Raw genomic sequence first — 21,630 nt, 5'->3', positions numbered from 1 at the left:
GCATGAGCAGCACGTCAGCCCAGATCGGTGTCACGGGCCTCGCGGTCATGGGGCGCAATCTGGCCCGCAACTTCGCCCGCAACGGCTACACCGTCGCCCTGCACAACCGCACGGCGGCCAAGACGCACGCGTTGGTCGAGGAGTTCGGCGACGAGGGCGACTTCATCGCCACCGAGACCGCCGAGGAGTTCGTGGCGGCCCTGGAGCGCCCGCGCCGCCTCGTCATCATGGTCAAGGCCGGCGATCCCACGGACGCCGTCATCAAGGAGTTCGCCCCGCTCATGGAGCCGGGCGACATGATCATCGACGGCGGCAACGCGCACTTCGCGGACACCCGGCGCCGCGAGCGCGAACTGCGCGAGCAGGACATCCACTTCGTCGGCACGGGCGTCTCGGGCGGCGAGGAGGGCGCGCTGCTCGGCCCGAGCATCATGCCGGGCGGCTCCCCCGAGTCGTACACATCGCTCGGCCCGATGCTGGAGAAGATCTCGGCGAAGGCGAAGGACGGCTCCCCGTGCGTCACGCACGTCGGTCCGGACGGCGCGGGGCACTTCGTGAAGATGGTGCACAACGGCATCGAGTACGCGGACATGCAGCTGATCGCCGAGGCGTATCAGCTGCTTCGCGAGGTGGCGGGCTACTCCCCCGCGCAGATCGCGGACATCTTCCGCACCTGGAACACCGGCCGCCTCGACTCCTATCTGATCGAGATCACGGCGGAGGTCCTCAAGCACGTGGACGCCGCGACGGGCAAGCCGTTCGTGGACGTCGTCCAGGACCAGGCCGAGCAGAAGGGCACGGGCCGCTGGACCGTGCAGATCGCCCTCGACCTGGGTGTCCCGGTGTCGGGCATCGCGGAGGCGGTCTTCGCCCGCTCGCTCTCGGGCCACTCCGAACTGCGCGAGGCGTCAAAGGACTTGCCGGGCCCGAAGGCGCAGCAGCTGAACGAGGCCGAGGCCGGGGCGTTCGCCGACCAGGTCGAGCAGGCGCTGTACGCCTCGAAGATCGTGTCGTACACGCAGGGCTTCCACGAGGTCGCCGCGGGCAGCGAGCAGTACGGCTGGGACATCGACCCCGGCGCGGTCGCCGCCATCTGGCGGGGCGGCTGCATCATCCGCGCCGCCTTCCTGGACCGCATCCGCGCCGCGTACGACGCGAACGCGGAGCTGCCGAGCCTGCTCTCGGACAAGACGTTCGCGCAGGAGATCGGCGCGGCCCAGGACGACTGGCGTGCGGTTCTGGTCGCCGCCACCCGGCAGGGTGTCCCCACGCCGGGCTTCTCGGCGGCCCTCGCGTACTACGACGCGCTGCGTGCGGACCGCCTGCCGGCCGCGCTCACCCAGGGACAGCGGGACTTCTTCGGTGCGCACACCTATCGGCGTACGGACCAAGAGGGTTCGTTCCACACCCTGTGGGGCGGGGACCGCTCCGAGGTCGAGGCCTAGGCGGGCCCGGCGGCCGAGCCCGCCGTCAGACCGGCTTCGGCTCGGTCTCGGGCTCCGGTCCCGGCGGCGGGAGCGGGGTCGGCGGCGGGCCCGGCGACGGCCGCGGCACGGGGCCGGGGCCCGGTGTGGGGCGCTCGGGGTCCGGCACCGGACTCGGCCCGTTCGGGTCGGGGATCGGGCTCGGCGGCGCGGGGTCGGGATACGGGACGGTCATGTCTCCTCCATCGACGTCGGAGATCGGTCGTGTCCACTCTCTCCCGCCTCGCGTGCCCACGCCCGGCGAGTCCACGCGTCCCCGCGTCGTCCGATCTCGGTCCTAGGTGCGCGTGAGCCGCATGACGGGGATGTCGCGATCCGTCTTGGCCTGATAGTCCGCGTAGGGGGCGAAGAGCTCGACGAGGCCCGGCCAGACCCGCACCTTCTCCTCGGCCGACAGCGTCTCGGCGCGGGCGTCGAACCGCTCCTCGGTGCCCACACGGAGCCGTACGTTCGGCTCCGCGACGAGATTGAGGTACCACAGGGGGTGCTCGTCGGCTCCGCCGTTGGAGGCCACGATGAGGTAGTCGTCGCCGTCGCGGCCGTAGATCAGTACGGTGCGGCGCAACTGTCCCGTGCGCCGACCGCGGTAGTCGAGCAGCAGGCAGGTGACGCCCTGCACGCCGGTGCCCGTGAGGCCGCCCGACTCCTCGTACTGCCGGGCCTGCTTGGCCACCCAGCCGGTGGGGCTGATCACGACCTCTTCGTCCTGCTGCGCCATGTCCGCTCCTGTGAATGAAGTCGAAGGTGTACGCGGGAGGTGAGTGACTGCTCACCTCCCGCGTGCAGCCTACGACTTGACGCCCTCACCACACCGGAGAACAGCCGCGCGCAGGCCGGGGCGCGGGCTGGAAACGACCGGTACGGGCAGGGTGGCGCGGTCCGCCGCCGGGGCCATGGACGCCTGGGCGAGGACGACGGAGTCGACGCCTTCCAGGGCATCGACGGCGTCCGCGATCAGGCGTGCGTGGCCTTCCCCGTCACCGGCCTCGAAGCGCTCCCAGGCCCCTTCCACCAGGACCGTCGTGACGTCGACGGGCCGCCCGGCGCGGGCGGCCTCCTCCTCGACGAGGGCGCGGGTGGGCCCCAGGGTGCTCTCCAGGGTGGCGACGACGGCCACGGACCGCCCCGCGGCCACCGCCTCGGCGGCCATGGGCCGGTCGACCCGCACCAGGGGCACGCCGAGGGCCGCGGCGCGGGCCTCGGTGACGGCGCCGATCGTCGAGCAGGTGCAGAGCACGACGTCCGCGCCTTCGGCGACGGCCCGCTCCAGCAACCCCTGGACGTCGTCGGCCACCGCGTCCGGCCCCTCCACCCGGGCCCGCGCGAGCAGGTCCTCGTGGACGAGATGCCGCAGGGCGAACCCCGGATGGTCCTGGTCGCGCAGCCCCTCGAAGACGGGGACGTGCACGGGCGAGGTGTGCAGGAGGGCAAGCGCCGGCGTCACCACGTGGTCGGGTCCGCCTTCTGCTTGGCCCGGGCGGCAGCGGCCAGCTCTTGCGAGGGGACGGGCGCCTCGTCGGGATGCCGCTCGGCCCACTTCGTGACGTACGGGCACAGGGGCGCGACGGCGATACCTTCCCGCGCCGCCATCGCGTACAGCTCCCTGGCCAGCGAGCCCGCGATGCCCTTGCCCTCGTGCGCGGGCTCCACTCCGGTGTGCACCGGCACCAGGGCGGACTCGGGGGCGTCCAGGGTGAAGTAGACGATCTTCCCGACCACTTCACCGTCCGCACGCGCTTCGAGGACGCCGCGCGCCCGGTCGTCGCGGATCTCGATCCCACTGCTGCTCATCGGCTCTCCTGGAGGGCGGGCGCGGCCTGCGGGCTGCGCGCCATGTCTTGGGCACCCGGCACCGGCGCGGCCGCGTCGGCACCGAGGGCCACGATCCGGTTGTTCTCGCCCTCGACGTGCACGACCTTGGGCCGCAAGGTGCGGGCCTCGGCGTCGTCGACCTGGGCGTAGCTGATGATGATCACCTTATCGCCGGGGTGCACGAGGTGTGCCGCGGCGCCGTTGATCCCGATGACGCCGCTGCCGCGCTCGCCCTCGATGGCGTACGTCTCCAGGCGGGCGCCGTTGGTGATGTCGACGATGTGCACGAGCTCGCCGGGCAGCAGGTCGGCGGCGTCGAGGAGGTCGGCGTCGATGGTGACGGAGCCTACGTAGTGCAGGTCGGCCTGGGTCACCGTGGCGCGGTGGATCTTGGACTTGAACATGGTGCGCAGCATGTGGACTCCTGAAAGACGGCTCCCTGCCAGCTTTCTGCAGGTCAGGGGCGCCCTTCACTCTACAACGGTACGTCTTCGACTCGAAGACATTCCATAACATCGTGCGCTGCGGCGAGCAAGCTTCTCACCTACGCAATCGGGGCTAGTCAAGCTGCCGTGAAGCCGTCGACGAGGAGCAGGCACGAAAGACTGCCCCGGTCTAGCCTGATGACTCATCAGCAATTGAGCGAACAAGGAGCCTGCGCACGCTGTATCTGGGGTCGGTTGCGAGCAACGTAGCCACGGCACTGCTGCGAAGATCAGTCCGTTCCGCTACTTCGGTGGCCAGAGTGCGCCGCACTCGTACGTCGGGGTCACGAACCAGCGATGAGCCCAGCTGGACGGGCACCTCCGCATGACGTGCCCACAAGATGGCGCTCAGCGATCGAACAGCCCAGTGCGGGTGCGTGGCGAGCAGCAGGGTATGGGGTGCGACGACCTTCTGCGGCAGCAGTTGGAGAGCCTGTGCCAAGCGATAGCTGGCGTCGTCAGCGGGGGCTGGCAGGGCAAGAAGGATTCGCTCACGAACTTGTTCGGCATGCTCTGCGGACCGGGCGACGCATGCCGCCAGCAGGAGCCAGTGGGCCCTGATTTCTGTTGATGCCAGGTTTAGGCGGAAGCCGCTGAGTTGGTGGTTCATACCTCCCATCGCCAGGTCGGCAGCATTAGGGCCGCTGTCGTGGTCGGCGGCCTCCAAAGCGGTCTCGCAGAGGCCACCGCATGGGGCGTCTTGGGTGAGGCTGGTAGCGATCGAGGCGGCTGCATCGATGCAGTCTGCTCGGTCGAATGAGGCTTCGGGACCTTTACCCCGGTCGATCAGAGCCTGGATCGCCATGATGCGATCGAGCTCGGGCAGCACGCGGATCTGTGCGGCGTCCCGGCCGACCGCCTCTCCGATACCGAAGTCGATCCGGCCGGGAGTGTACGCCCGCGAGGCTGTGAGACGAGCCAGTGCCTGTCTGGCCTGTGTGACTCTCTCCTCGCTCGGCGGACGGCCATCCGATGCGGTGTCGGCCAGGTATGTGAGGGCGTCAGCCGCAGTCCAGGATCCGTCACCGGCCAGCACGGACAGCTGCTCGATACGTCCCTGCCCGTACCGGTGCAACAGCTCGCTGGCACGGCGCAGCGCCTTCGTGTTGCCGAGATCTCCGGTGAGCATCGCCAGGATCTGGTCCAGCGCTCTGTCACGAAGTTCCGGATGGATTGTCGCGACCTCGGCAAGGAAAGTTGCCTGCGCAAGATCCGTCAGGTAGTAAGTGCCCTTCGGTCGGGGTGCCACAGGAGCCAGAGCGCTGAGGTGTCGCGCAGCACGAGGCAGATCGAGGCGACCCGCAAGAGCGGCGAGCAGATCATGCGCCGCGAGACGAGGAGAAGGGTTGCCCGCTGGGAAGCGAGTCTCGCTAACGTCCTCGGAGGTGGCGGCCAGAGCCGCGTCTGCGACCTCGTTGACGAGTGCGTCCGGGAGCAGATCGGCCTGTTCCCCCAGGAGCCGGAATACGGTCGCTTTCTCCCAGTACGGCGCGGAGCCGAGCCGGTGGGTGACATCCACGAAATACTCTGAGGCGGCAATGGCTACATTCTTGGCGATCTTGGTCTCGCCGATCGCAACAGCGTGGTCGGCTGCCCGGTCGAACTCCTCGGCCTCTAGGAGTACTTCGGCCAGCCGACGCCGGGCGATGTGCTCGTCAAACCAGCGTCCTGAAGCGGCACTGAGGCGGACCTGCTGACGCAAGGCCAAGGCAGCAGCCCGCAAGTTCTTATCGTGCAATGCGCCGACGCCTTTGGTCAGCAGATCCCCGGCAGCCAACAGCCGAGATCGACCTGGACGCGCCAGAAGCGCTTTGGCGAGGTCGAGATCGTCGATCCCGTGCATGGCCATAGGGACCGTTCGCTGGTGCAGAAGCCGCCGCGCATGCACCCACTCGCCCGCGTCGGCGTTGTGGCCGTCCAGGCAGGCTTGTTCCACCGCCTCTTTCCAGAGCTCGGCAGCATCCGGCGAGCCTTCGGTGATGGCCAGGTGGCGTGCGTACCGAGCGAGGATGAGTGCACACAGGATCCGCCGATGCCGCCGTCGGTAAGCGGCGTCGACAAGGTCGGTCCACTGGCCGGTCGCGTCAGCCACGATGAGGCGCAGCCGCACGGCGAGCAGATCATCGGCGTCCGTCATCGCGTCGGCGAGTTGCATCAAGCGCTCAGCATCTTCGGTGATCCAGCCCCTCTCCCTGTCGACGAGGGCGGAGGTTTCGCTAGCCAGCACCGCAAGGCGGGCCAACGAGGACTCCAGTCCGTCCGGGTTCTGCCGGAGAGGGGCGGGGGCCGCCGACTTAGGGAACGGATGCGTCAGCAAGTTCTGGGCGCAGTCCATGACGTTGAAGAGCCGCCTTGCAGTGCTGTGAACGGCCGTGTCCACGGCTGGGTGCTCGGCGGCAGCAGAGCGCAGTGCCTCGCCCAGCCGGTGACTGAGGCTGCGGACTCCGTCAGCGTCGCCAGCGTCGGCGCGCTGCCAGAAGGCATCACTCAGCAAGGAGGCGGCTTCGTCCAGGTCTCCTGCCTTGATCAGCGCGTCGGCTCGACGACGGGCTACGGACGCGGCATGACCGTCGAACCCCGATCGGACGAGCAAAGCCTCCGCCTCCGCAAACTTGCCGACTGCGGCACGGTGGTCGTTTGCCTGGGCGAACCGCGCAGCATCCGCCAGCAGACCACCCACGCCGAGTGCCTCGGCTGGCGAACGGCGGGCCGCATCGGCAAGATCGGCCCTGTCCAGCCCAGGTGCTGCGATGACCGGCGGGGCGGGCACGGGCAAGCAGAAACGCTCGGCCGTCTGCTGGCCGAAGAACTGAGTGACGATATCGGGACGGTTGCGAAGTCTGTCGCCCAGATCGTCCGGCCCCAGCAGGGCGATACTGAGATCTGGAAAAGATCCGCTCAGTTTCCGCAGTTTGACGGTGACTTGGCGGGTGACGTCACAAGGCACACACACCACAAGTCCCTCGACAGGAAACTCGCCACTCCCACGCAGCGTATGGTCTTCTACTGTGGTCTGTAGATCGGCAGGGCCGTAGGTTCTGTACCGCTTGCCCTGCCAGCCATGCCAGGTTCCATCTGCAGCACGGCCCACAACGTCCAGACCGTCGTCCTTCTGCCCGTGGGTACCGAATAGACGGACATCTCGCAAACCCTCAACTTCCACGAGGATCCGCGCCAGGAGGCGCTCAAAATCCGCAGGAAGCATCTCGAGGAAGGGCAGACGTCCCAGTTTCGGATCCAACAGCACCGCCGTCACCTGAGTCGGTGCCGCATACACGGGATCGTCGAGCGGGATGAGTTTCAAGCTCCCACCCTGCTCAACCGAACCTACGCACCCACTGCCTTCACTCATGGACGAAGCGTAACCACAACCACCGACACCATCCGGTAGCTCGCTAGACCTGGCAATAGCAGGATTTGGCGACTGCTCTTAGGGAGGAGCGATAGCCAAGCGGCGCCGCCCGCCCGACCGCCCCAGGCCCGCCGGAGGAATACGTGGTCCGTTTCGATGACCTGCGGGCTGGGTGAGGAGACTGATGCTCCAGCCCGTTGGTTGACACTCTCAACAGCAACCTGGTGCCGAGGGTGGCGTCACTCGCCTTCAACCCACCTCGCCATGCCCTCGAAGGCGTCGAGCGTCCGGATGCTACTCGGCCCGTACCAGTCGCTGCAGTCCCGGCCGAGCCGGTCGTACAGTTCGGCGGCGCCGCGCACGTCGCCGCTTCGGCCTGTGAGGTCGGCCAGGTCCATCCGGGCGGTGACGACGAGGGGATGGTCACGGCCGTGCTCCCGGGCCAGCCTCCGGACCTGCAGGTCGGCAGCGCCGAGCTTGCCGGCGACACCGCTGTCGAGCCGGGACACCCTAGGGGGTGAGTCCGTGCTGGCACGTCGTTCCTCCGTGGCCCTATCGAGGTGGCGCTCTACCTCCGCAATGGCGTGCACGACCGTGCGCGCGTTCTCTGGGCGCTGTCGCGGATCCTTGGCGAGCAGCGCCAAGATCAGTTCGTCGAGGCGCGCGGGCACACCAGCCGCCTGCAGACGTGGGGGGTTGGGCGTCTTGTCCTGGTGTGCCAGGGCGAGGGCGACCGGATCGGCGCGGTCGTCGCCGAATGGCGGCCAGCCGGTGACCATCTCGTACATCACACAGCCCAGCGAGTAGAGGTCGCTGCGCTCGTCGCCCGGCTCGGCGCGGCACCGTTCCGGCGACATGTATAGGGGGGTGCCAGCATGACTGCGTGTTTCGGTGGCGTCGACGAAACGTGACAGGCCAAAGTCGACGATACGTACGTCACTTTCGGCCTCTCGGACAAGTATGTTGCCGGGTTTGATGTCACGGTGCACGACATCCTTGTCGTGGGCAGCGGCAAGTCCCTGGGCTATCTGGCCGCTCCAGCGGCAAGTCCGAGCCAGTGGAAGCGGCTTGGGGCCCACGCAGTCAGTCAGCGGCTGCCCATCGACGTACTCCATGACAAGGAACGGGTCGGCGCCGCTCATGTAGCAGTCGTAGATCCTGGCGACGTACGGGCTGTCGACCTTGGCGGCGATCAGGCTCTCGCGTTCGAACCCACCTCGCACGCTCGCAATGCGTGCAGGATTCGGCCGCGGTCCAACCAGTTTGGACAACGCTAGGAATTTCAAAGCGACTTCGCGGGCTAGAACACTGTCACGTGCCAGCCACACGTGCCCGAATCCGCCACTACCCAGGTGTCGATCCAGCTCGAAGCGATCATTGGGGCCGACGAATTGGCGGCCGCCGGGTGGTCCGTTCACTCGTGTGTTCCCTCCCGGCCGGGGCCCTCGCACGCACCTTTCTCAAGCGCACCCGCCTCGCCGCGCCACGCCCGCTCGCCCCAGGCCTCCAGCCCCTGCGCAGCGTCGAGGCTCTCGCGCCAGGCCTTGAAGAACACGGCGTGCTGGCCCAGGGCCCGGCTTAGGGCGGTGGTGCCAGAGCGAACGTTGGCGCGGCCCTCGCGGCTCAGCTCCTGCTTGCGTACGGGCACCCGCCGCCACTCGGCGACCACCCAAGCGGCGGCGGCGACCCCCAGGAGGATCATGGTCACACGCGGTGTACCCCGCGGCACGAGGAACATCGTGACCATACTCGCCAGCGACACGGCCGCCGCTGTAATCAGTCGCCCTCGATTGAGCCGCACCGACTCGACCTGCCTGCGCGTACTCTCCTCGATTAGTCCACGCAACTCGTTCACCAGTGCCTTCTTCGGCACCGGCACGTTCGGGTCGGCAGGCAGGGGGCGTCGCCATTCACCCCACGTGACGTCGATCTCCTGGGGCAGAAGCGACCGGGAGTGTTCGACGTAAGCGTGGGCCGCGCTCAGTACCTGCGGCCACACCGCGCGCAGCGCCAGCAGGCGCGCCTCCTCTCCCAGACGTACCGCTTCCGGCACGAACACAGCGTTCACCAACAAGGTGCGCAGATCCACCGGCTTGGCGGCGGCCTGTTGCACCGCGTGCTCCTCACGCGCCGCCTTCTCGTCGCCACCGTACTCGACGACGAGTTCCAGATAGCGGATGCGCGACGCAAGGGCGGCCTCGTCGGCATCATGCCGGTCGATGAGGGCGTCGAGGGCGCTGGCCGCGTGCCCAGCCGGTTCCTCGTCGTGCTCCCCTGGGAATGCACGGTGCAGATGGGCGAGCGTCGCCTCGGGAATCGTCGCCCATTCCCATCCGCGATGCAGTTCGTCCCAGCCTTCAGCACACACCCGACTCAGCTCATCGAAGCGCTTCTCGGGCAGCTTCTTCCCCAACTCACCCATATGGTGCGCCACTTTATTGGTGAGTGTCGACGCCTGGGCTAGGCCGACACGGTCCAACCAACGCTCCATAGCCTGCCGAGTGTAGGCGTGGGCCTGCGCACCCAACTCGTTACAGGCCACAGCGTCGAGGACAACATGGAAGTCCTCGTCGAGGGCGTAAGGATCGAGCGACTGCAGATAGCGATCTATCCATCGGGCAGCCTCGTGCAATTCGCCCAGGCGCGTACAGGTGAGGGTGAAGAAGAGATTGGAGCGGGCTTGGTCGAGGGAGTAAGCCTGAGCCCGCGCCCGGCGCATCTGCGGCGCCTTGTCCAGGTGCCGAGCAGCGAGGGACACCATGGCCGGACCAAGCCAGAAGTCCGGCTCCATGATCATGCGTTCCTGGGCGCAGGCGGCCACCAAGTCCTTGTCCACGACGTCCCGCTCTAAGGCGTCCTTGGTCAACGCGTGCACGAGGCCGTGCGCCAGGGCCCGGGTCTTGCGACGCTGCTCAAAACGAGCGTGCCAGTCGATGGTGAGCCGCGTCAGCTCAGCCTCCGCCAGCGTCCGCGTCTGGTCCTTGGCGTACTGTTCGGTGAACTCGTCGAACCTCCGCGCTAGTTGGCGCACAGAGCCCTCGACCTGGTCGACCGTGTGCGCGACACCACTCAACTCGGCGGCGACGATCCTGAACTGGCTGCTTAGCGCGACGACCTCGTCATGCACCACCTCGACCCGTTCCCCCACTGTGTCGACAGCGCGGTCCACCTGCCGCAAGGAGGCTTCCAGGCTGTCGAAGCCGGCATCCATGTCCCCCTGGTCGCTCACATCGCCCCCCGAACAGGTCAGCGCCCCGTATGCCGCGCCCTCGCCCGACACCATTTCGAACTCGCATCTGTGTCTCATTATCCGTACGCCGCCGTCCTCCGTACCTCGAAGAGCTAATCTGGCCGCACTGGTTCACGCGGAGCGCGCGACGGCGACATCCGCAGGGGGAGGCATCGATATTGTGAATCAACTGCAGCGTCCCGTACGCGACTTGTTCTTCGGGCGGGATGATGCGGAGCACGACTTCGCCGACGGCCTGCTGAAGCGGGGGTTCCAGCACACCCTCGCCTACGAGGCGGCGCTCGATGGCCGCAAATCCCTGATCATTGGCCGCAAGGGTTCGGGTAAAAGTGCCATCTGCGCACAGCTCGCCCACGGCGGGGTGTACCCCGGCCCCACGGCAGAGATCGTGCCAGACAACGCGGCAGGTGATGAGATCCGCCGCTTTGATCTGCAAGGCTTGACTTCGGACACAGCCAAGTCCCTCATCTGGCGCTACTTGTTCGCCCTAGAAGCTGCCCGCCACGTGGTCGACCACTCCGCCGCCAGGCACGGCCGGTCCCTGCGCCGGCCCGCGCCGGTGCGCGCCCTGCGTGACTTCCTCCGGACCAACGGGGAGGAGGCGAATGCACGTCTGCCGGACCGGCTCCGGCGCGGTGCGAGCCGTCTGCAGTCGGCAACGCTGTCGGTGAAGATGTTCGGGGTCGAGGCCAGCATGCAAACCGGCGAGGGCATGACTGAGTCCGGATCCGAGGGCGCTCGTGCCATGCGTCAACTCGACGCACTGGAAAGCGGCGTCCGGGAGGCTCTCGACGCTTTGGACTGCGCTGCCGCCGGTCATCCGCCGCTGCTCGTACTTGTCGACCAGCTAGAGCTAGTATGGCAGGCTGATCCGGACAGCCATGCCTTGGTGACTGGGCTGCTTGTGGCCGCCAAACACATCGCCAGAACCTACGGCAAGGGCGTGCGCTGTGTGCTATTCATCCGCTCCGACATTTACGACACCCTCAACTTCGCGGACGGCGACAAGTTCCGCAGCGACGAAATTCACATCACCTGGACTCCGGGGGCCCTGCAGGACCTGGCGCTCGCTCGCGCTTCGCTCTCCCTCGGGCGAGACCTGACTCACTCTCAGCTGTGGGGCGACATCTTCCCTAGCGCAGTCGGCGGCGAGCCGACCGCGGACTATCTCGTCCACCGTTCACTGCCCCGCCCGCGCGATGCCATCCAGTTCCTCACGCGCTGCCGTGACGTCGCCTGGGAGCGGGGCCATTCCACGGTCCGCGGGTCGGACATATTGGCCGCGACCAAGCGCTTCTCCCAGTGGAAACTGGAGGACCTCGCAAGGGAATACAACGTCGGGTTCCCTTTCCTGCGAGAAGTGTTCGCGCTGTTCGAGCATGGCGAGCACCGGATCAGCCGCGACACCTTCGAAGAACGGTTCGCCGCGATCCACGCGAACCTCCACGAGACGTACTCCGCCTACACCGACCATCTGAACGCGCAGGCTGTGGTGGAGGCTCTCTTCGCCATCGGGTTTCTTGGTGTACGGCGCGGTGAAGGTGTCGCGTACGCGGGCTCGACGGCCTTGCCCGTCCAACCGTACGAGGACGAACTCCACGTCCATCCCTGCTTCCGCTCCGCACTGCACTGCGAGGAGATCGCCACGCCGCATCGTGTAGGCGGCTCCCCCGCCCTGCCGACGCATACGTCACGCCAGGCGCACACAAGCTTTCTGCGCAGTATCACTGTCACGGACGCAGGATTTACCGTCAACCGGGAGGTGCGTCTCCTAGGCGAGGTAGAACTCGCCGCCCAGCGGCTGCTGCGCCATCTCGGGCGATCGGGTCTGCCCGCACACATACGGGAAGAAACAACACGTGAGCTGACGGAAGGCCTCGCCCAAGCCCGTCGGCCCGCGCGAGGCGATGAAAGCGTCGACACACGGGTGCGCACCACGATTGCGATTCTGGAGATTCTCGCCGACCGCCTCTCCGCTAACGGCTATGGCCGAGAGCCAGTTACGCTGCGTCTGGCCGACGAGGCGCGCTCACTCGAGCGTGTGCTGGGGGGGCTGGCTGGAGGCGGCGGCTCCGACTCGTCGGGGTGATCGCGCAGGCACCTGCCGGTACCTCTGTGAGATTCGTTCGGCACCTCGAGAGCCTGCGAAGCCAAAGTTGTTTGACACCGGCGTTCGAAACCGAAGCGAGGGACTGTTACAGGTGCTGCTGCTGGGGTGTTTAAACCGCGGCGGTCAAGAACATCGTCAGGCACCCGAACCGCTGGCCTGCAGATCAGCCTTACTTGAGGATACAGGCGAAACAAAAATCAGCGAGTCAGTGTTCGGGTCGCGCACCGGCACTGCGCGCCGAGCCCCAGCACAGACTCTTTATGAATGGTTCGTCAAGGTCGATTTACGGAGCCGCTGAAGGCGCCCTGCGTGCGGCATATCGTTAGTCAGCCAAATCCGACGCGGCAGCTCTTGCCAACAACATCGTTCACCTATTACCAGCAGTCAGAATCGCGACCATGTAAGTCAGTCCCGCCCCACGACCGACAGACCCCCTGTCTGCGCTATTGCAGGTCAAAGGCCGCCTTCTAACCCTACAGCGAGCCGCGTGTGCGGGGAGGGCTCTTCCAGATCCTCCCGTTCGCCTCGTCCCAGCAGATCTCGGCGGGCCGGGCCGCGATTTCCCGCAGCAGGTTCATCACCGCCCGGGCCCGGGCGGTCTGGGCCACGCCTCCCATGGAGACGATCTTGACTTCGAGCGGGGGGCCGCCGTCCCGCAGCCGCAGCTGCGCGACCTCGCCGCCGCCGTAGGTCTGGCTGGTCGCCGGGCGTTGGTTGAGTACGGAATAGCCGAGTCCGCGCGCCACCAGTGAGCGCACGGTCTCGTAGCTGCGGGTGCGGTAGCGGACGTCGGGTGCGGTGCCCGTGGCGGCCACCAGGGCGTGGAAGTAGTCGCGGCTGTGCGGGAGGTCGAGCAGGACCAGGGGGTCGGCGGACAGTTCGGCCAGCTCCACGCTGCCCTGTCCGGCAAGGGGGTGGTCGGCCGCGACGATGACGTAGGCCGGAGCACGGGCGATCGTCTCGCTGTGCAGTTCCGGCTCGGACGACAGACCGAGGCCGTAGGTGAGGGCGAAGTCGATGCGTCCCGCTGCCAGGGCCTGGACGAGCTCGTCCGTCTCGGCCTCCACCACATCGATCTCTATGCCGGGGTGACGCCGGGTGAACTCGCTGAACAGGGGCGGCAGATAGTACGGCGCCAGGGTCACGAAGCAGCCGATGGCCACCGGGCCGGAGAGGGTCTCTCCGTCGCCCCTGGCCTCCCGCTGGACTTCGCGGGCACGCGCAAGCAGGTCCCGCGCCTGCTGCTGGAGCCGCTCCCCGGCGGGGGTCAGGGTCAGGCCCCGGCCTCGCCGCCGGATGAAGAGCTGCACCTGGAGGTCCTGCTCCAGGCTGTGGACCGCGGCGGACACGGCCGACTGGGCGATGTGCAGTTCGGCCGACGCCTCGGTCATGGAGCCACGCTCGGCGGCCACCAGGAAGTAGCGCAGCTGAACGAGGGTGAAACCCAGCGGTGACGTCATGCGAGACCTTCGTGCCCGGTGAACGGTGTCCGCACCGACCCTATGCGGCGGTATGCGGCGGCGACGCCTCCACCCGCTCGGCAGGCGTGTGGGTCGCGTGGGGCGCATGGGAGACGTCCTCGGGGCGCAACAGCGTCGTACCGACGGTCTCCTTCAGGGTCAGGGCGGCGATCAGGCCGCCGACGGCGAAGACCATCAGGTACGGGCCCGGCACCAGGGTGCTGCCCGTCGCGGAGATGAGCACGGTCATGAGGTAGGGCACGGTCCCGGCGAACAGCGCCGCGGTGATGTTGTACGCGACGGAAAGACCGCTCTGCCGTGTGCGGGTGGGGAAGATCTCCGCCGACCACACCGCGTAGGTACCGAGGATCGCCGCCAGGATCACGCCGAGCAGCAGGCCGGCGATCCAGGTGCCCACGAGCCCGGTCCGCATCAGGAGGAAGGCCGGCGTGGACAGGACGAGCAGGGCAAGCGTCGCCCCGATGAACACCGGCTTGCGTCCCACCCGGTCGGAGAGCGCGCCGAACAGCGGCACGAGCGCGAGGCCCATCAGCGAGATGGCGGTGGACAGCAGGGCCGCGTTGCCGTCCGAGTGGCCCAGGTGGTCGGTCTCGTAGGTGACGAGGTAGGTCAGCACGGCGTAGAAGGGCACGTGCATGGCCGCCATCAGGCCCGCCGCCTGGAGCAGTTCCTTCTTGTGGGAGCGGAGCAGTTCGCGGGCGGGGCTGGTCGGCACGGTGTCATTGGCTTCGAGCGCCCGGTACTCCGGGGTGTCCTCGATCTTGCTGCGGATGATGAAGCCGATGACGCCGAGGGGAGCGGCGATCAGGAAGGGGATGCGCCAGCCCCAGGCGGTGAGTTGGCTCTCGTCGAGTGCGGTGGACAGGAGGAGGAAGACGAACGAACCGGCGAGGAAGCCCAGCAGCGAGCCGACCTCCAGCCAGCTCACGCCGAATCCGCGCCGCCGCCGTGGTGCGCTCTCGGCGAGGAAGCTGGCCGCGCTGCCGAACTCGCCGCCCGCGGCGAAGCCCTGGATCAGGCGAAGGACCACCAGGAGGACGGGGGCCGCGATGCCTATCGAGTCGTAGCCGGGAAGCAGGCCGATGGTCAGGGTCGCGCCGGACATCATGAAGATGACCAGTGACAGGGTGCGCTTGCGGCCGATCCGGTCGCCGAGCGGCCCGAAGACCAGGGCGCCGATGGGCCGGATGCCGAACGAGACGGCGAAGACGCCGAACACGGCGAGCAGTCCGGTCGTGGCGTCACCGGCGGGGAAGAACACGGTCGCGACGGTGCCGGCGAGATAGGCGTAGGCAGCCCAGTCGAACCAGTGCACGAACACGCCTACGGCTCCCGCGGCGACGCTCCTGCGCAGGGCGACCACATCGGTGGCCGGCTCGGCCGCGGTCGTGGTGGCACTGCTGTCACGCGTGGGCATACGCGCCTCCTTGGGGAAAAGGGGTTCCGAAGCTGGAGCTGTGCGGGTGCCGCCGGTGTCTTTTCGTCAGGGTCGGGGAGGTGGGGCCGTGCTCCGGTCCACGCCGGTCCGGTCCACGCCGGTCCGGTCCACGCCGGTCCAGGCCAGCGCGACCGCGCCGTCGAGCAGGGCACGCTCGGCGGTCCCGCCCACGCAGTACGCGGCGAACTCGTGCTGGTGGTTGGTGGCGGGCAGGGAGCCGATGCCGATGTACGGGTGGATCGCCGGGACGACCTGCGACACGTTGCCCATGTCGGTGGAGGCGCGGTTCATGCGGGACGCCTGGCCGGGTGGCGCGAACTCCCTGCCCAGGGCGAGAGCGTTGGTCCGGTACTGCCCGAGAGCGGTCTCGTCCGTGCGGAACTCCGCGTAGGGCTTGCTCTCCGGTTCGATCTCCAGGTCGCAGCCGGTGGCGAGGGCGCCCGCCTCGAAGGCCCGCATGACGCGCGGTTCGAGCTCGGCCAGTTCGGCGAGCGTCTCGGCACGGACGTACCAGCGTCCGCTCGACCGTTCCGGGATGGCGTTCGGGGCGTCCCCGGCGTGCGTCACCACGCCGTGCACGCGCGCCGACGACGGCAGTTGCTGGCGCAGCAGCCCGATGGCGACCTGGGCCACGGTGAAGGCGTCGGCCGCGTTGATCCCGGCCTCCGGGTAGGCGGCGGCGTGCGCGGACTTCCCGGTGTAGGAGACCTTGGAGTGGCTGACCGCGAACGGGCGGGCCTCGGCGACGTCGACCGGCGCCGGGTGCACCATCATCGCGAGATCGACATCGGTGAAGGCGCCCCGGTCGAGCATCTCGATCTTGCCGCCGCCGCCCTCCTCTGCCGGGGTGCCGTAGACCTCCACGGTGAGTCCGGCATCGTCGGCGACGGCGGCGAGGCCGAGCGCGGCGCCGACCGAACTCGCCGCGATCAGGTTGTGGCCGCACGCATGTCCCAGGCCGGGCAGCGCGTCGTACTCGGCGCACAGCGCGATCCGCACCGGCCCGCTGCCGAACCGGGCGTGGAAGGCGGTGTCCAGGCCGAGGTAGGACGAGGTGACGTCGAACCCGGCGCGGTCGAGGAGTTCCGGTACCGCGGCTGCGGCCCGGTGTTCCTGCCAGGCGGTCTCCGGATCGGCGTGCAGCCGCTCGGAGAGGGCGATCAGCTCCTCGGCGTGCCGGTCGACCGCGTGCCGTGCCGCCTCCTTCACCGTCCCCATCACAGGCTTCGTCCCCATCACTCGTCTCCCGGGACGCCGTACGAAGGAGACGTGGCGGGGTCGAGTCCGCGCCGCACGTAGTCGTCCCGCTGCGGCAGCCAGACGCCGAGCAGGTCACCGAGCCGGTCCAGGGGGTCATCGGCCCAGTCCACCCGCAGGTCGGTGACCCGCCAGCCGACGTCCGCGACGACCGCCATCCCGGCGGAGTACACCGGACCCTCCTCGCCGCCGGCCGCGACGGCGGCCTTCATCGCGGCGAGCAGTCGTTCTTCCAACTCCCCCGTGGCGGCGGCGTACGCGTCGAGGAGTACGCCGGGGATGTGCTCGCCGGACAGCATGTTGCCGGCCGCGACCGCGCCGTCGGCGGTGGCGGAGGCGAAGGTGCCCAGGGTGCGCGGGCCGCTGAAGGCGAAGCCCGGTCCTGACCCGCCGAGGACGGTCAACTGCCGGTAGTCGATGGTGTCCTTGTTCGCTGCCGCGCCGGTGACGTCGGCCAGTGCGCGTTCGGCGTCACCGTGCTCCGAGAGGCCGTCGAGGAGGCCGGTGCCGAGCATGGGGTCGGTGATGTTCTGTGACGTCGCCGCGCCGATGCCGGGCCGCAGATGGACGACGCGGGCGGCGACCGCCGGGCTCGACGAGCTGGCGGCGATACCGAACCGCTCGCCGTCCCGGACCACCAGAGAGAACGTCATGCCTGCTCCCCCTCGGGAAGTGCGGCGCCTTCAGGAAGTGCGGCGTCTCCAGGAAGTACGGCGATCGCGTCGATCTCGCACAGCCACTCCGGCCGGGCCAACGCGGACACCACGATGCCGGTGGAGATCGGGTGGGCGCCCTTGGTCCAGCGGCCCACCGTGCGGTACACCGCCTCGCGGTAGCGCGGGTCGACCAGATAGATGGTCAGTTTGACCAGGTGCTCGATGCGGCCGCCCGCCTCTTCGAGCAGCATCTTGATGTTCGCCATGGCCTGCTCGGCCTGCGCCCCGACGTCGCCGATGCCCACGGACTCGCTGGTGTCGAGGTCCTGGCCGATCTGACCCCGCACGTACACCGTGTTGCCGGCGACGACGGCCTGGCAGAGGTCGTTGTCGAGGTTCTGCTCGGGATAGGTGTCGCGGGTGTTGAACGGACGGATCCTCGTGTGCCCGCCGACGACGATCGGAGCCTTGGCCCGAGAGCCCTGGTTCGTGTTCGTGTTCGTGTTCGTGGAAGCCATCGTCTGCTCCTCAGGTGGTGGGGGTGGCCGAGGCGGTACCGGGCCGGTCGGTGCTGCCGTACGCGAGGTAGCCCCGCCGGGTCGCGATGTGGTCGGCGACGTAGCGGGCGTCGTGCCAGACACCCCAGATGAAGCTGGAGCCGCGGCGGGAGAGCCAGGGCAGGCCCAGGAAGTAGACGCCGGGCTCGGAGGAGATTCCGCGTCGCTGTTGCGGGCGGCCCTTCTCGTCGAAGGCGTCGACGTCGAGCCAGCCGTAGTCGGTCGCGAAGCCCGTCGCCCAGACGATCGAGGTGACGCCGGCCTCGGCCAGGTCAAGCTCCGACCGGGGGTCGGTCACGCACTGCGGATCCGGCCCGAGGACGTGGGCCTGCGGCTCCTCGGGGAGGTCGAGGCCGTTGCGCTCGACGTACTCGTCGGCCGCCCGCAGCAGTCCCAGGTACTTCTCGTCGCCGAGCGCGATGTTCGTGGCGAGGTCGGGCGCGAAGCTCAGGACGCCGTCGTCGCAGGACGCGGTCATCCCGAGCAGTTCGATGCCGTCGGCGGCCAGGGCGCGGAAGTCCACGGTGTGGCCGCCGCGCGCGCCGCTGACCGCGATGGTCACGTGCTCGGCGCCCTGGGGAGGCGTCTCCGCGTCCCAGAGTCCGAGCACGCCGAGCCACCAGCAGAAGTCGCGCCCGCGGTACTCGCGCGGAGGACGGTCGTGCGGACCGACCGAGAGGAAGACCCGGCGGCCGGACCGGCGCAGCTCGTCGGCTATCTGCACGCCCGATGAGCCGGCCCCGACCACCAGGACCGAGCCCTCGGGCAGCTGCTCCGGGTTGCGGTATCCGCTGGAGTGGATCTGTACGGGGACGGTGCCGTCCGGAACGATGGGCGGGAAGACCGGTCGCTGGAACGCCCCGGTCGCCACCACGACGAAGCGCGCGTCGATCGAGCCCTGCGAGGTCTCCACCCGGAAACCCGGCCGCCCGGTGTGCCGGTGCACGTCGGTCACCTCGACGCCGCAGCGGACCGGGGCGCCGATCTTCTCGGCGTACGCGGCGAAGTACTCCGCGACCTGCTCCTTCGAGGCGAAACCGTCGGGGTCGACGTCGGTGAACTCCAGGCCGGGGAAACGGTCGTGCCACGCGGGCCCGTTCGCCACCAGGGAGTCCCATCGCTCCGAGCGCCAGCGCTCGGCTATGCGGTGCCGTTCCAGGACGACGTGCGGCACGCCGTGAGCCCCCAGGTGCTCACTGGCCGCCACGCCCGCCTGGCCGGCTCCGACGACGACTACTTCGGTTTCTTCGCTCGGCACTTCATCCTCCGCTCAGACGGCAGTTCATCCCGGTGTCGCGTTGACTGGCTGCCGTACGGGACATCCTTGAACGCACCGCGAATTCCTGTCCAACAGATGTTTCCGTTGCAGGCCATCGGATTTTCAGATGCGACCTTCGAAACAATGTCTTTGGACATACCTATGGGCGTAGAGGTACTCTCCCGGCATGCCCGATTCCAGCGCGTCCGCTCAGGACCTCGACCGTGTGGCCTCCGAGCTCGCGGCGAGCCTGCCCGCGCTGAACCGCGCCCTGGACCGGCACGTCGGACAGAACTTCGCGCGCCCCAAGCCCCCGGAGGCCCAGCTCGCACTGCTGCGCCTGGTGGCGCAGGAGCAGGGCACCACTGTCCGTGAGGCCGCCGACGCGCTGCTGATGCGGCCCAACAACGTCAGCGCCCTGGTCTCCCAGCTCACCGAGCAGGGCCTGCTCGAACGGCGGCAGGACCCGGACGACAAGCGGATCGCGCATCTGCATCTGACCTCCCGCGCCCGGCGGGAGCTGGCCGAGGTCCGGCGCCTCGAAGGCGAACACCTCGCGCGCGCCCTGCAGTTCCTCACCCAAGGCGAGCGCGATGCCCTGGGCTCGGCCGTCGGCGCGCTCGCCTCGCTGACGCGGCAGCTGCGCGTAGCGCCTCCGGCGGAATAGACCCGCCTCCCCGCCACGGGGACGCTTCCGGTCACGCCCCGGCCACCGCACTCAGCTCTCCCTGCGCTCCGGCTGCGGCCCGGCGCTGCTCTGGCGCCGCCCGCTCCCAAGCGGTCTTCCCGTAACTCCCCATACAGACAAGGCACGTTCATGCCGTCCACCACCGTGGATCCCTCTCCCCTGCCCGCACACTCCCCGCCGGAGGCGCCCGTGCCCACGGGCCGGCGCGCGAACCCCTGGCTGACGCTGATCGCCGTCGCCTTCGGGCTCTTCATGGTCCAGCTCGACGCCTCCGTCGTCGCCATCGCCAACCCGGAGATCGGCCGCGCCCTCAAGGCGTCCACCGCGGACCTCCAGTGGGTCACCAACGCCTACCTGCTCGCGCTCGCGGGCTCGCTCATCCTGGGCGGCAAGCTCGGCGACCGCTTCGGGCGGCGCACCTTCTACATCGCCGGCGTCATCGGGTTCACACTCGCCTCGGTCGCCATCGGCCTCTCGGGCTCGGTCGTGGGCGTCGTCGCCTTCCGGGCGGTGCAGGGCTTCTTCGGCGGTCTGCTGATGCCCAACACCCTGGGCCTGCTGCGCACCGCCTTCCCTCCGCGCAAGTTCGGTATGGCGGTGGGCATTTGGGCCATGGTGTCGGCGGTGTCGACCGCACTCGGGCCGATCGTGGGCGGACTGCTCCTGGAGAACGTCTCCTGGGAGTCGGTCTTCTACATCAACGCCCCCATCGGCCTGCTCGCCCTGCTGGTCAGCGCCGCAGTGCTGCCGCAGAGCAGGAGCAAGAGCGCCGAGGAGCCGCAGCGTTTCGACGTACTCGGAGTCGCCCTCCTCGCCGTCGCGCTGCTGTGCGTGGTCTTCGGCGTGGTCAAGGGCGAGACGTGGGGCTGGGCCTCGGCGGGCACCCTGGGGTCCGTCGTTGTCGGTCTGCTGCTCCTCGGCGTCTTCGGCCGGTACGAGACCCGCGTGGCGCATCCGCTGCTTCCGATGCGGCTCTTCCGCAGCCGGGCGCTGACCACCGGCACGGTCATCACCGCGCTGAACTTCTTCGTCATGCTCGGCGTGATCTTCTTCGTGATGCTGTACCTGCAGAACGTGCGCGGCTTCTCGCCGGTCGAGGCCGGTGTGCGGACCCTGCCGCTGAGCCTGGCCTCCCTGGTGGCGTCCCCGCTGGGCGCGGCGCTCACCGCACGCTTCGGGCCGCGTCTGACTATGCCGCTGGGCATGCTGCTCCAAGCCGCCGCCGCGTTCGGCATGCTCACCTGGGACACCGGCTCGTCGTACGCCACGATGTGGCCGCCCTTCGTCGCGCTCGGCCTGGGCGTCGGCATGGTCCTTGCCGCGTCCTCCGACGCCATCGTCGGTCAGGCTCCCGTGCGGGACGCGGGCGTGGCCGGCGGGCTGCAGGCCACCTCGCTGCAGATCGGCGGCGCTCTGGGCACCTCCGTCCTCGTCTCGCTCATCAGCAGCCGGGTCGGCTCGACGCTGACCGGTGAACTGACCGGCGCCGGCGTCCCCGCGCCCGTGGCGGCCGGGCTCCAGGAGGCGAAGGACGCGGTGGCGATGGGCGCGGCCCCCGTGTCGCCCGACATGTCCGCGCAGGTGAAGGCAGCGGTCGTGGAGGGCAGCGGTCAGGCGTTCATGAACGGCGTGCATACGGCCGTGACCGTGACCGGCGTGCTCTGTCTGCTCGGCGCCGCCGGTGCGGCGGCCGGTCTGCGGCGCACCTCGGCCGCGCAGCACCAGGAAACGCGGCACTAGGAAGCGCGGCACTAGGAAGCGCGTACAGAACGCGCCGGACCGGCCGGGGAACAACTCCGGCC

General features: G+C 68.8%; 18 protein-coding genes. 4 read left to right on the top strand and 14 right to left on the bottom strand.

All coding sequences use genetic code 11. The annotated features are described in order from the left end of the window. Positions 1-2: 2 nt before the first annotated feature. Complete coding sequence (gene gndA / locus ACWFR3_RS32880; RefSeq protein ID WP_453738327.1) at positions 3-1,445, top strand: NADP-dependent phosphogluconate dehydrogenase; 1,443 nt, start codon at positions 3-5, stop codon at positions 1,443-1,445. Between the two features lie 25 nt (positions 1,446-1,470). On the opposite strand, the gene ACWFR3_RS32875 is transcribed toward gndA, so the two are convergent. The 8 genes from ACWFR3_RS32875 to ACWFR3_RS32840 form a co-directional block, all read right to left on the bottom strand. Beyond that, on the bottom strand, positions 1,471-1,659 hold the full coding sequence (locus ACWFR3_RS32875) for a hypothetical protein (RefSeq protein WP_453738326.1): 189 nt from the start codon (positions 1,657-1,659) through the stop codon (positions 1,471-1,473). 102 nt (positions 1,660-1,761) lie between these two features. Beyond that, positions 1,762-2,202 (bottom strand): nitroreductase family deazaflavin-dependent oxidoreductase, encoded by a 441-nt coding sequence (locus ACWFR3_RS32870; protein ID WP_453738325.1) that lies wholly within the window; start codon positions 2,200-2,202, stop codon positions 1,762-1,764. Between the two features lie 69 nt (positions 2,203-2,271). After that, positions 2,272-2,931 carry an aspartate/glutamate racemase family protein gene (locus ACWFR3_RS32865; RefSeq protein ID WP_453738324.1) on the bottom strand — a complete coding sequence of 220 codons (660 nt, stop codon included), beginning with the start codon at positions 2,929-2,931 and terminating at the stop codon, positions 2,272-2,274. Next, positions 2,925-3,275 carry a GNAT family N-acetyltransferase gene (locus ACWFR3_RS32860; protein ID WP_453738323.1) on the bottom strand — a complete coding sequence of 117 codons (351 nt, stop codon included), beginning with the start codon at positions 3,273-3,275 and terminating at the stop codon, positions 2,925-2,927. The genes ACWFR3_RS32865 and ACWFR3_RS32860 overlap by 7 nt, the downstream gene beginning before the upstream one ends. Then, positions 3,272-3,712, bottom strand: a complete 441-nt coding sequence (gene panD, locus ACWFR3_RS32855) for an aspartate 1-decarboxylase (RefSeq protein ID WP_453738322.1) — start codon at positions 3,710-3,712, stop codon at positions 3,272-3,274. The genes ACWFR3_RS32860 and panD overlap by 4 nt, the downstream gene beginning before the upstream one ends. Positions 3,713-3,911: 199 nt before the next feature. Beyond that, positions 3,912-7,133, bottom strand: a complete 3,222-nt coding sequence (locus tag ACWFR3_RS32850; RefSeq protein WP_453738321.1) for a hypothetical protein — start codon at positions 7,131-7,133, stop codon at positions 3,912-3,914. Between the two features lie 239 nt (positions 7,134-7,372). Continuing rightward, positions 7,373-8,551: a serine/threonine-protein kinase gene (locus tag ACWFR3_RS32845; protein WP_453738320.1), complete on the bottom strand. Its 1,179-nt coding sequence runs from the start codon at positions 8,549-8,551 to the stop codon at positions 7,373-7,375. After that, positions 8,548-10,416, bottom strand: coding sequence for a hypothetical protein (locus ACWFR3_RS32840; RefSeq protein ID WP_453738319.1), 1,869 nt, complete (start codon positions 10,414-10,416; stop codon positions 8,548-8,550). Before ACWFR3_RS32840 ends, ACWFR3_RS32845 begins: the two co-directional genes overlap by 4 nt. A 127-nt stretch (positions 10,417-10,543) precedes the next feature. Here ACWFR3_RS32840 and ACWFR3_RS32835 point away from each other — a divergent pair, with 127 nt between their 5' ends. Continuing rightward, positions 10,544-12,472: a P-loop ATPase, Sll1717 family gene (locus ACWFR3_RS32835; RefSeq protein WP_453738318.1), complete on the top strand. Its 1,929-nt coding sequence runs from the start codon at positions 10,544-10,546 to the stop codon at positions 12,470-12,472. A gap of 494 nt (positions 12,473-12,966) precedes the next feature. Here the strand turns inward: ACWFR3_RS32835 and ACWFR3_RS32830 are convergent, their stop codons facing one another. The 6 genes from ACWFR3_RS32830 to ACWFR3_RS32805 all read right to left on the bottom strand — a co-directional run bounded on the left by ACWFR3_RS32830 (position 12,967) and on the right by ACWFR3_RS32805 (position 19,140). Beyond that, a complete protein-coding gene (locus tag ACWFR3_RS32830; RefSeq protein WP_453738317.1) occupies positions 12,967-13,953 on the bottom strand; it encodes a LysR substrate-binding domain-containing protein in 987 nt (328 codons plus the stop codon). 40 nt (positions 13,954-13,993) lie between these two features. Further along, complete coding sequence (locus tag ACWFR3_RS32825; RefSeq protein WP_453738316.1) at positions 13,994-15,391, bottom strand: MFS transporter; 1,398 nt, start codon at positions 15,389-15,391, stop codon at positions 13,994-13,996. Between the two features lie 66 nt (positions 15,392-15,457). Next, positions 15,458-16,648: a M20 family metallopeptidase gene (locus tag ACWFR3_RS32820; RefSeq protein ID WP_453738315.1), complete on the bottom strand. Its 1,191-nt coding sequence runs from the start codon at positions 16,646-16,648 to the stop codon at positions 15,458-15,460. After that, positions 16,648-17,322 (bottom strand): DUF1028 domain-containing protein, encoded by a 675-nt coding sequence (locus tag ACWFR3_RS32815; RefSeq protein ID WP_453738314.1) that lies wholly within the window; start codon positions 17,320-17,322, stop codon positions 16,648-16,650. The genes ACWFR3_RS32820 and ACWFR3_RS32815 overlap by 1 nt, the downstream gene beginning before the upstream one ends. Continuing rightward, on the bottom strand, positions 17,319-17,843 hold the full coding sequence (locus ACWFR3_RS32810) for a RidA family protein (protein WP_453738313.1): 525 nt from the start codon (positions 17,841-17,843) through the stop codon (positions 17,319-17,321). Before ACWFR3_RS32810 ends, ACWFR3_RS32815 begins: the two co-directional genes overlap by 4 nt. 10 nt (positions 17,844-17,853) lie before the next feature. Continuing rightward, positions 17,854-19,140: a flavin-containing monooxygenase gene (locus tag ACWFR3_RS32805; protein ID WP_453738312.1), complete on the bottom strand. Its 1,287-nt coding sequence runs from the start codon at positions 19,138-19,140 to the stop codon at positions 17,854-17,856. 187 nt (positions 19,141-19,327) lie between these two features. Between ACWFR3_RS32805 and ACWFR3_RS32800 the strand changes: the two genes are divergently transcribed. Beyond that, on the top strand, positions 19,328-19,807 hold the full coding sequence (locus ACWFR3_RS32800) for a MarR family winged helix-turn-helix transcriptional regulator (protein ID WP_453738311.1): 480 nt from the start codon (positions 19,328-19,330) through the stop codon (positions 19,805-19,807). 150 nt (positions 19,808-19,957) lie between these two features. Continuing rightward, positions 19,958-21,568 (top strand): MFS transporter, encoded by a 1,611-nt coding sequence (locus tag ACWFR3_RS32795; protein ID WP_453738310.1) that lies wholly within the window; start codon positions 19,958-19,960, stop codon positions 21,566-21,568. The last annotated feature ends 62 nt before the right edge of the window (positions 21,569-21,630 follow it).

The organism is Streptomyces sp. NPDC055189, from assembly GCF_053606765.1.
The sequence above is the reverse complement of the archived record's forward strand: the minus strand, read 5'-3'. Positions and strand labels throughout refer to the sequence as shown.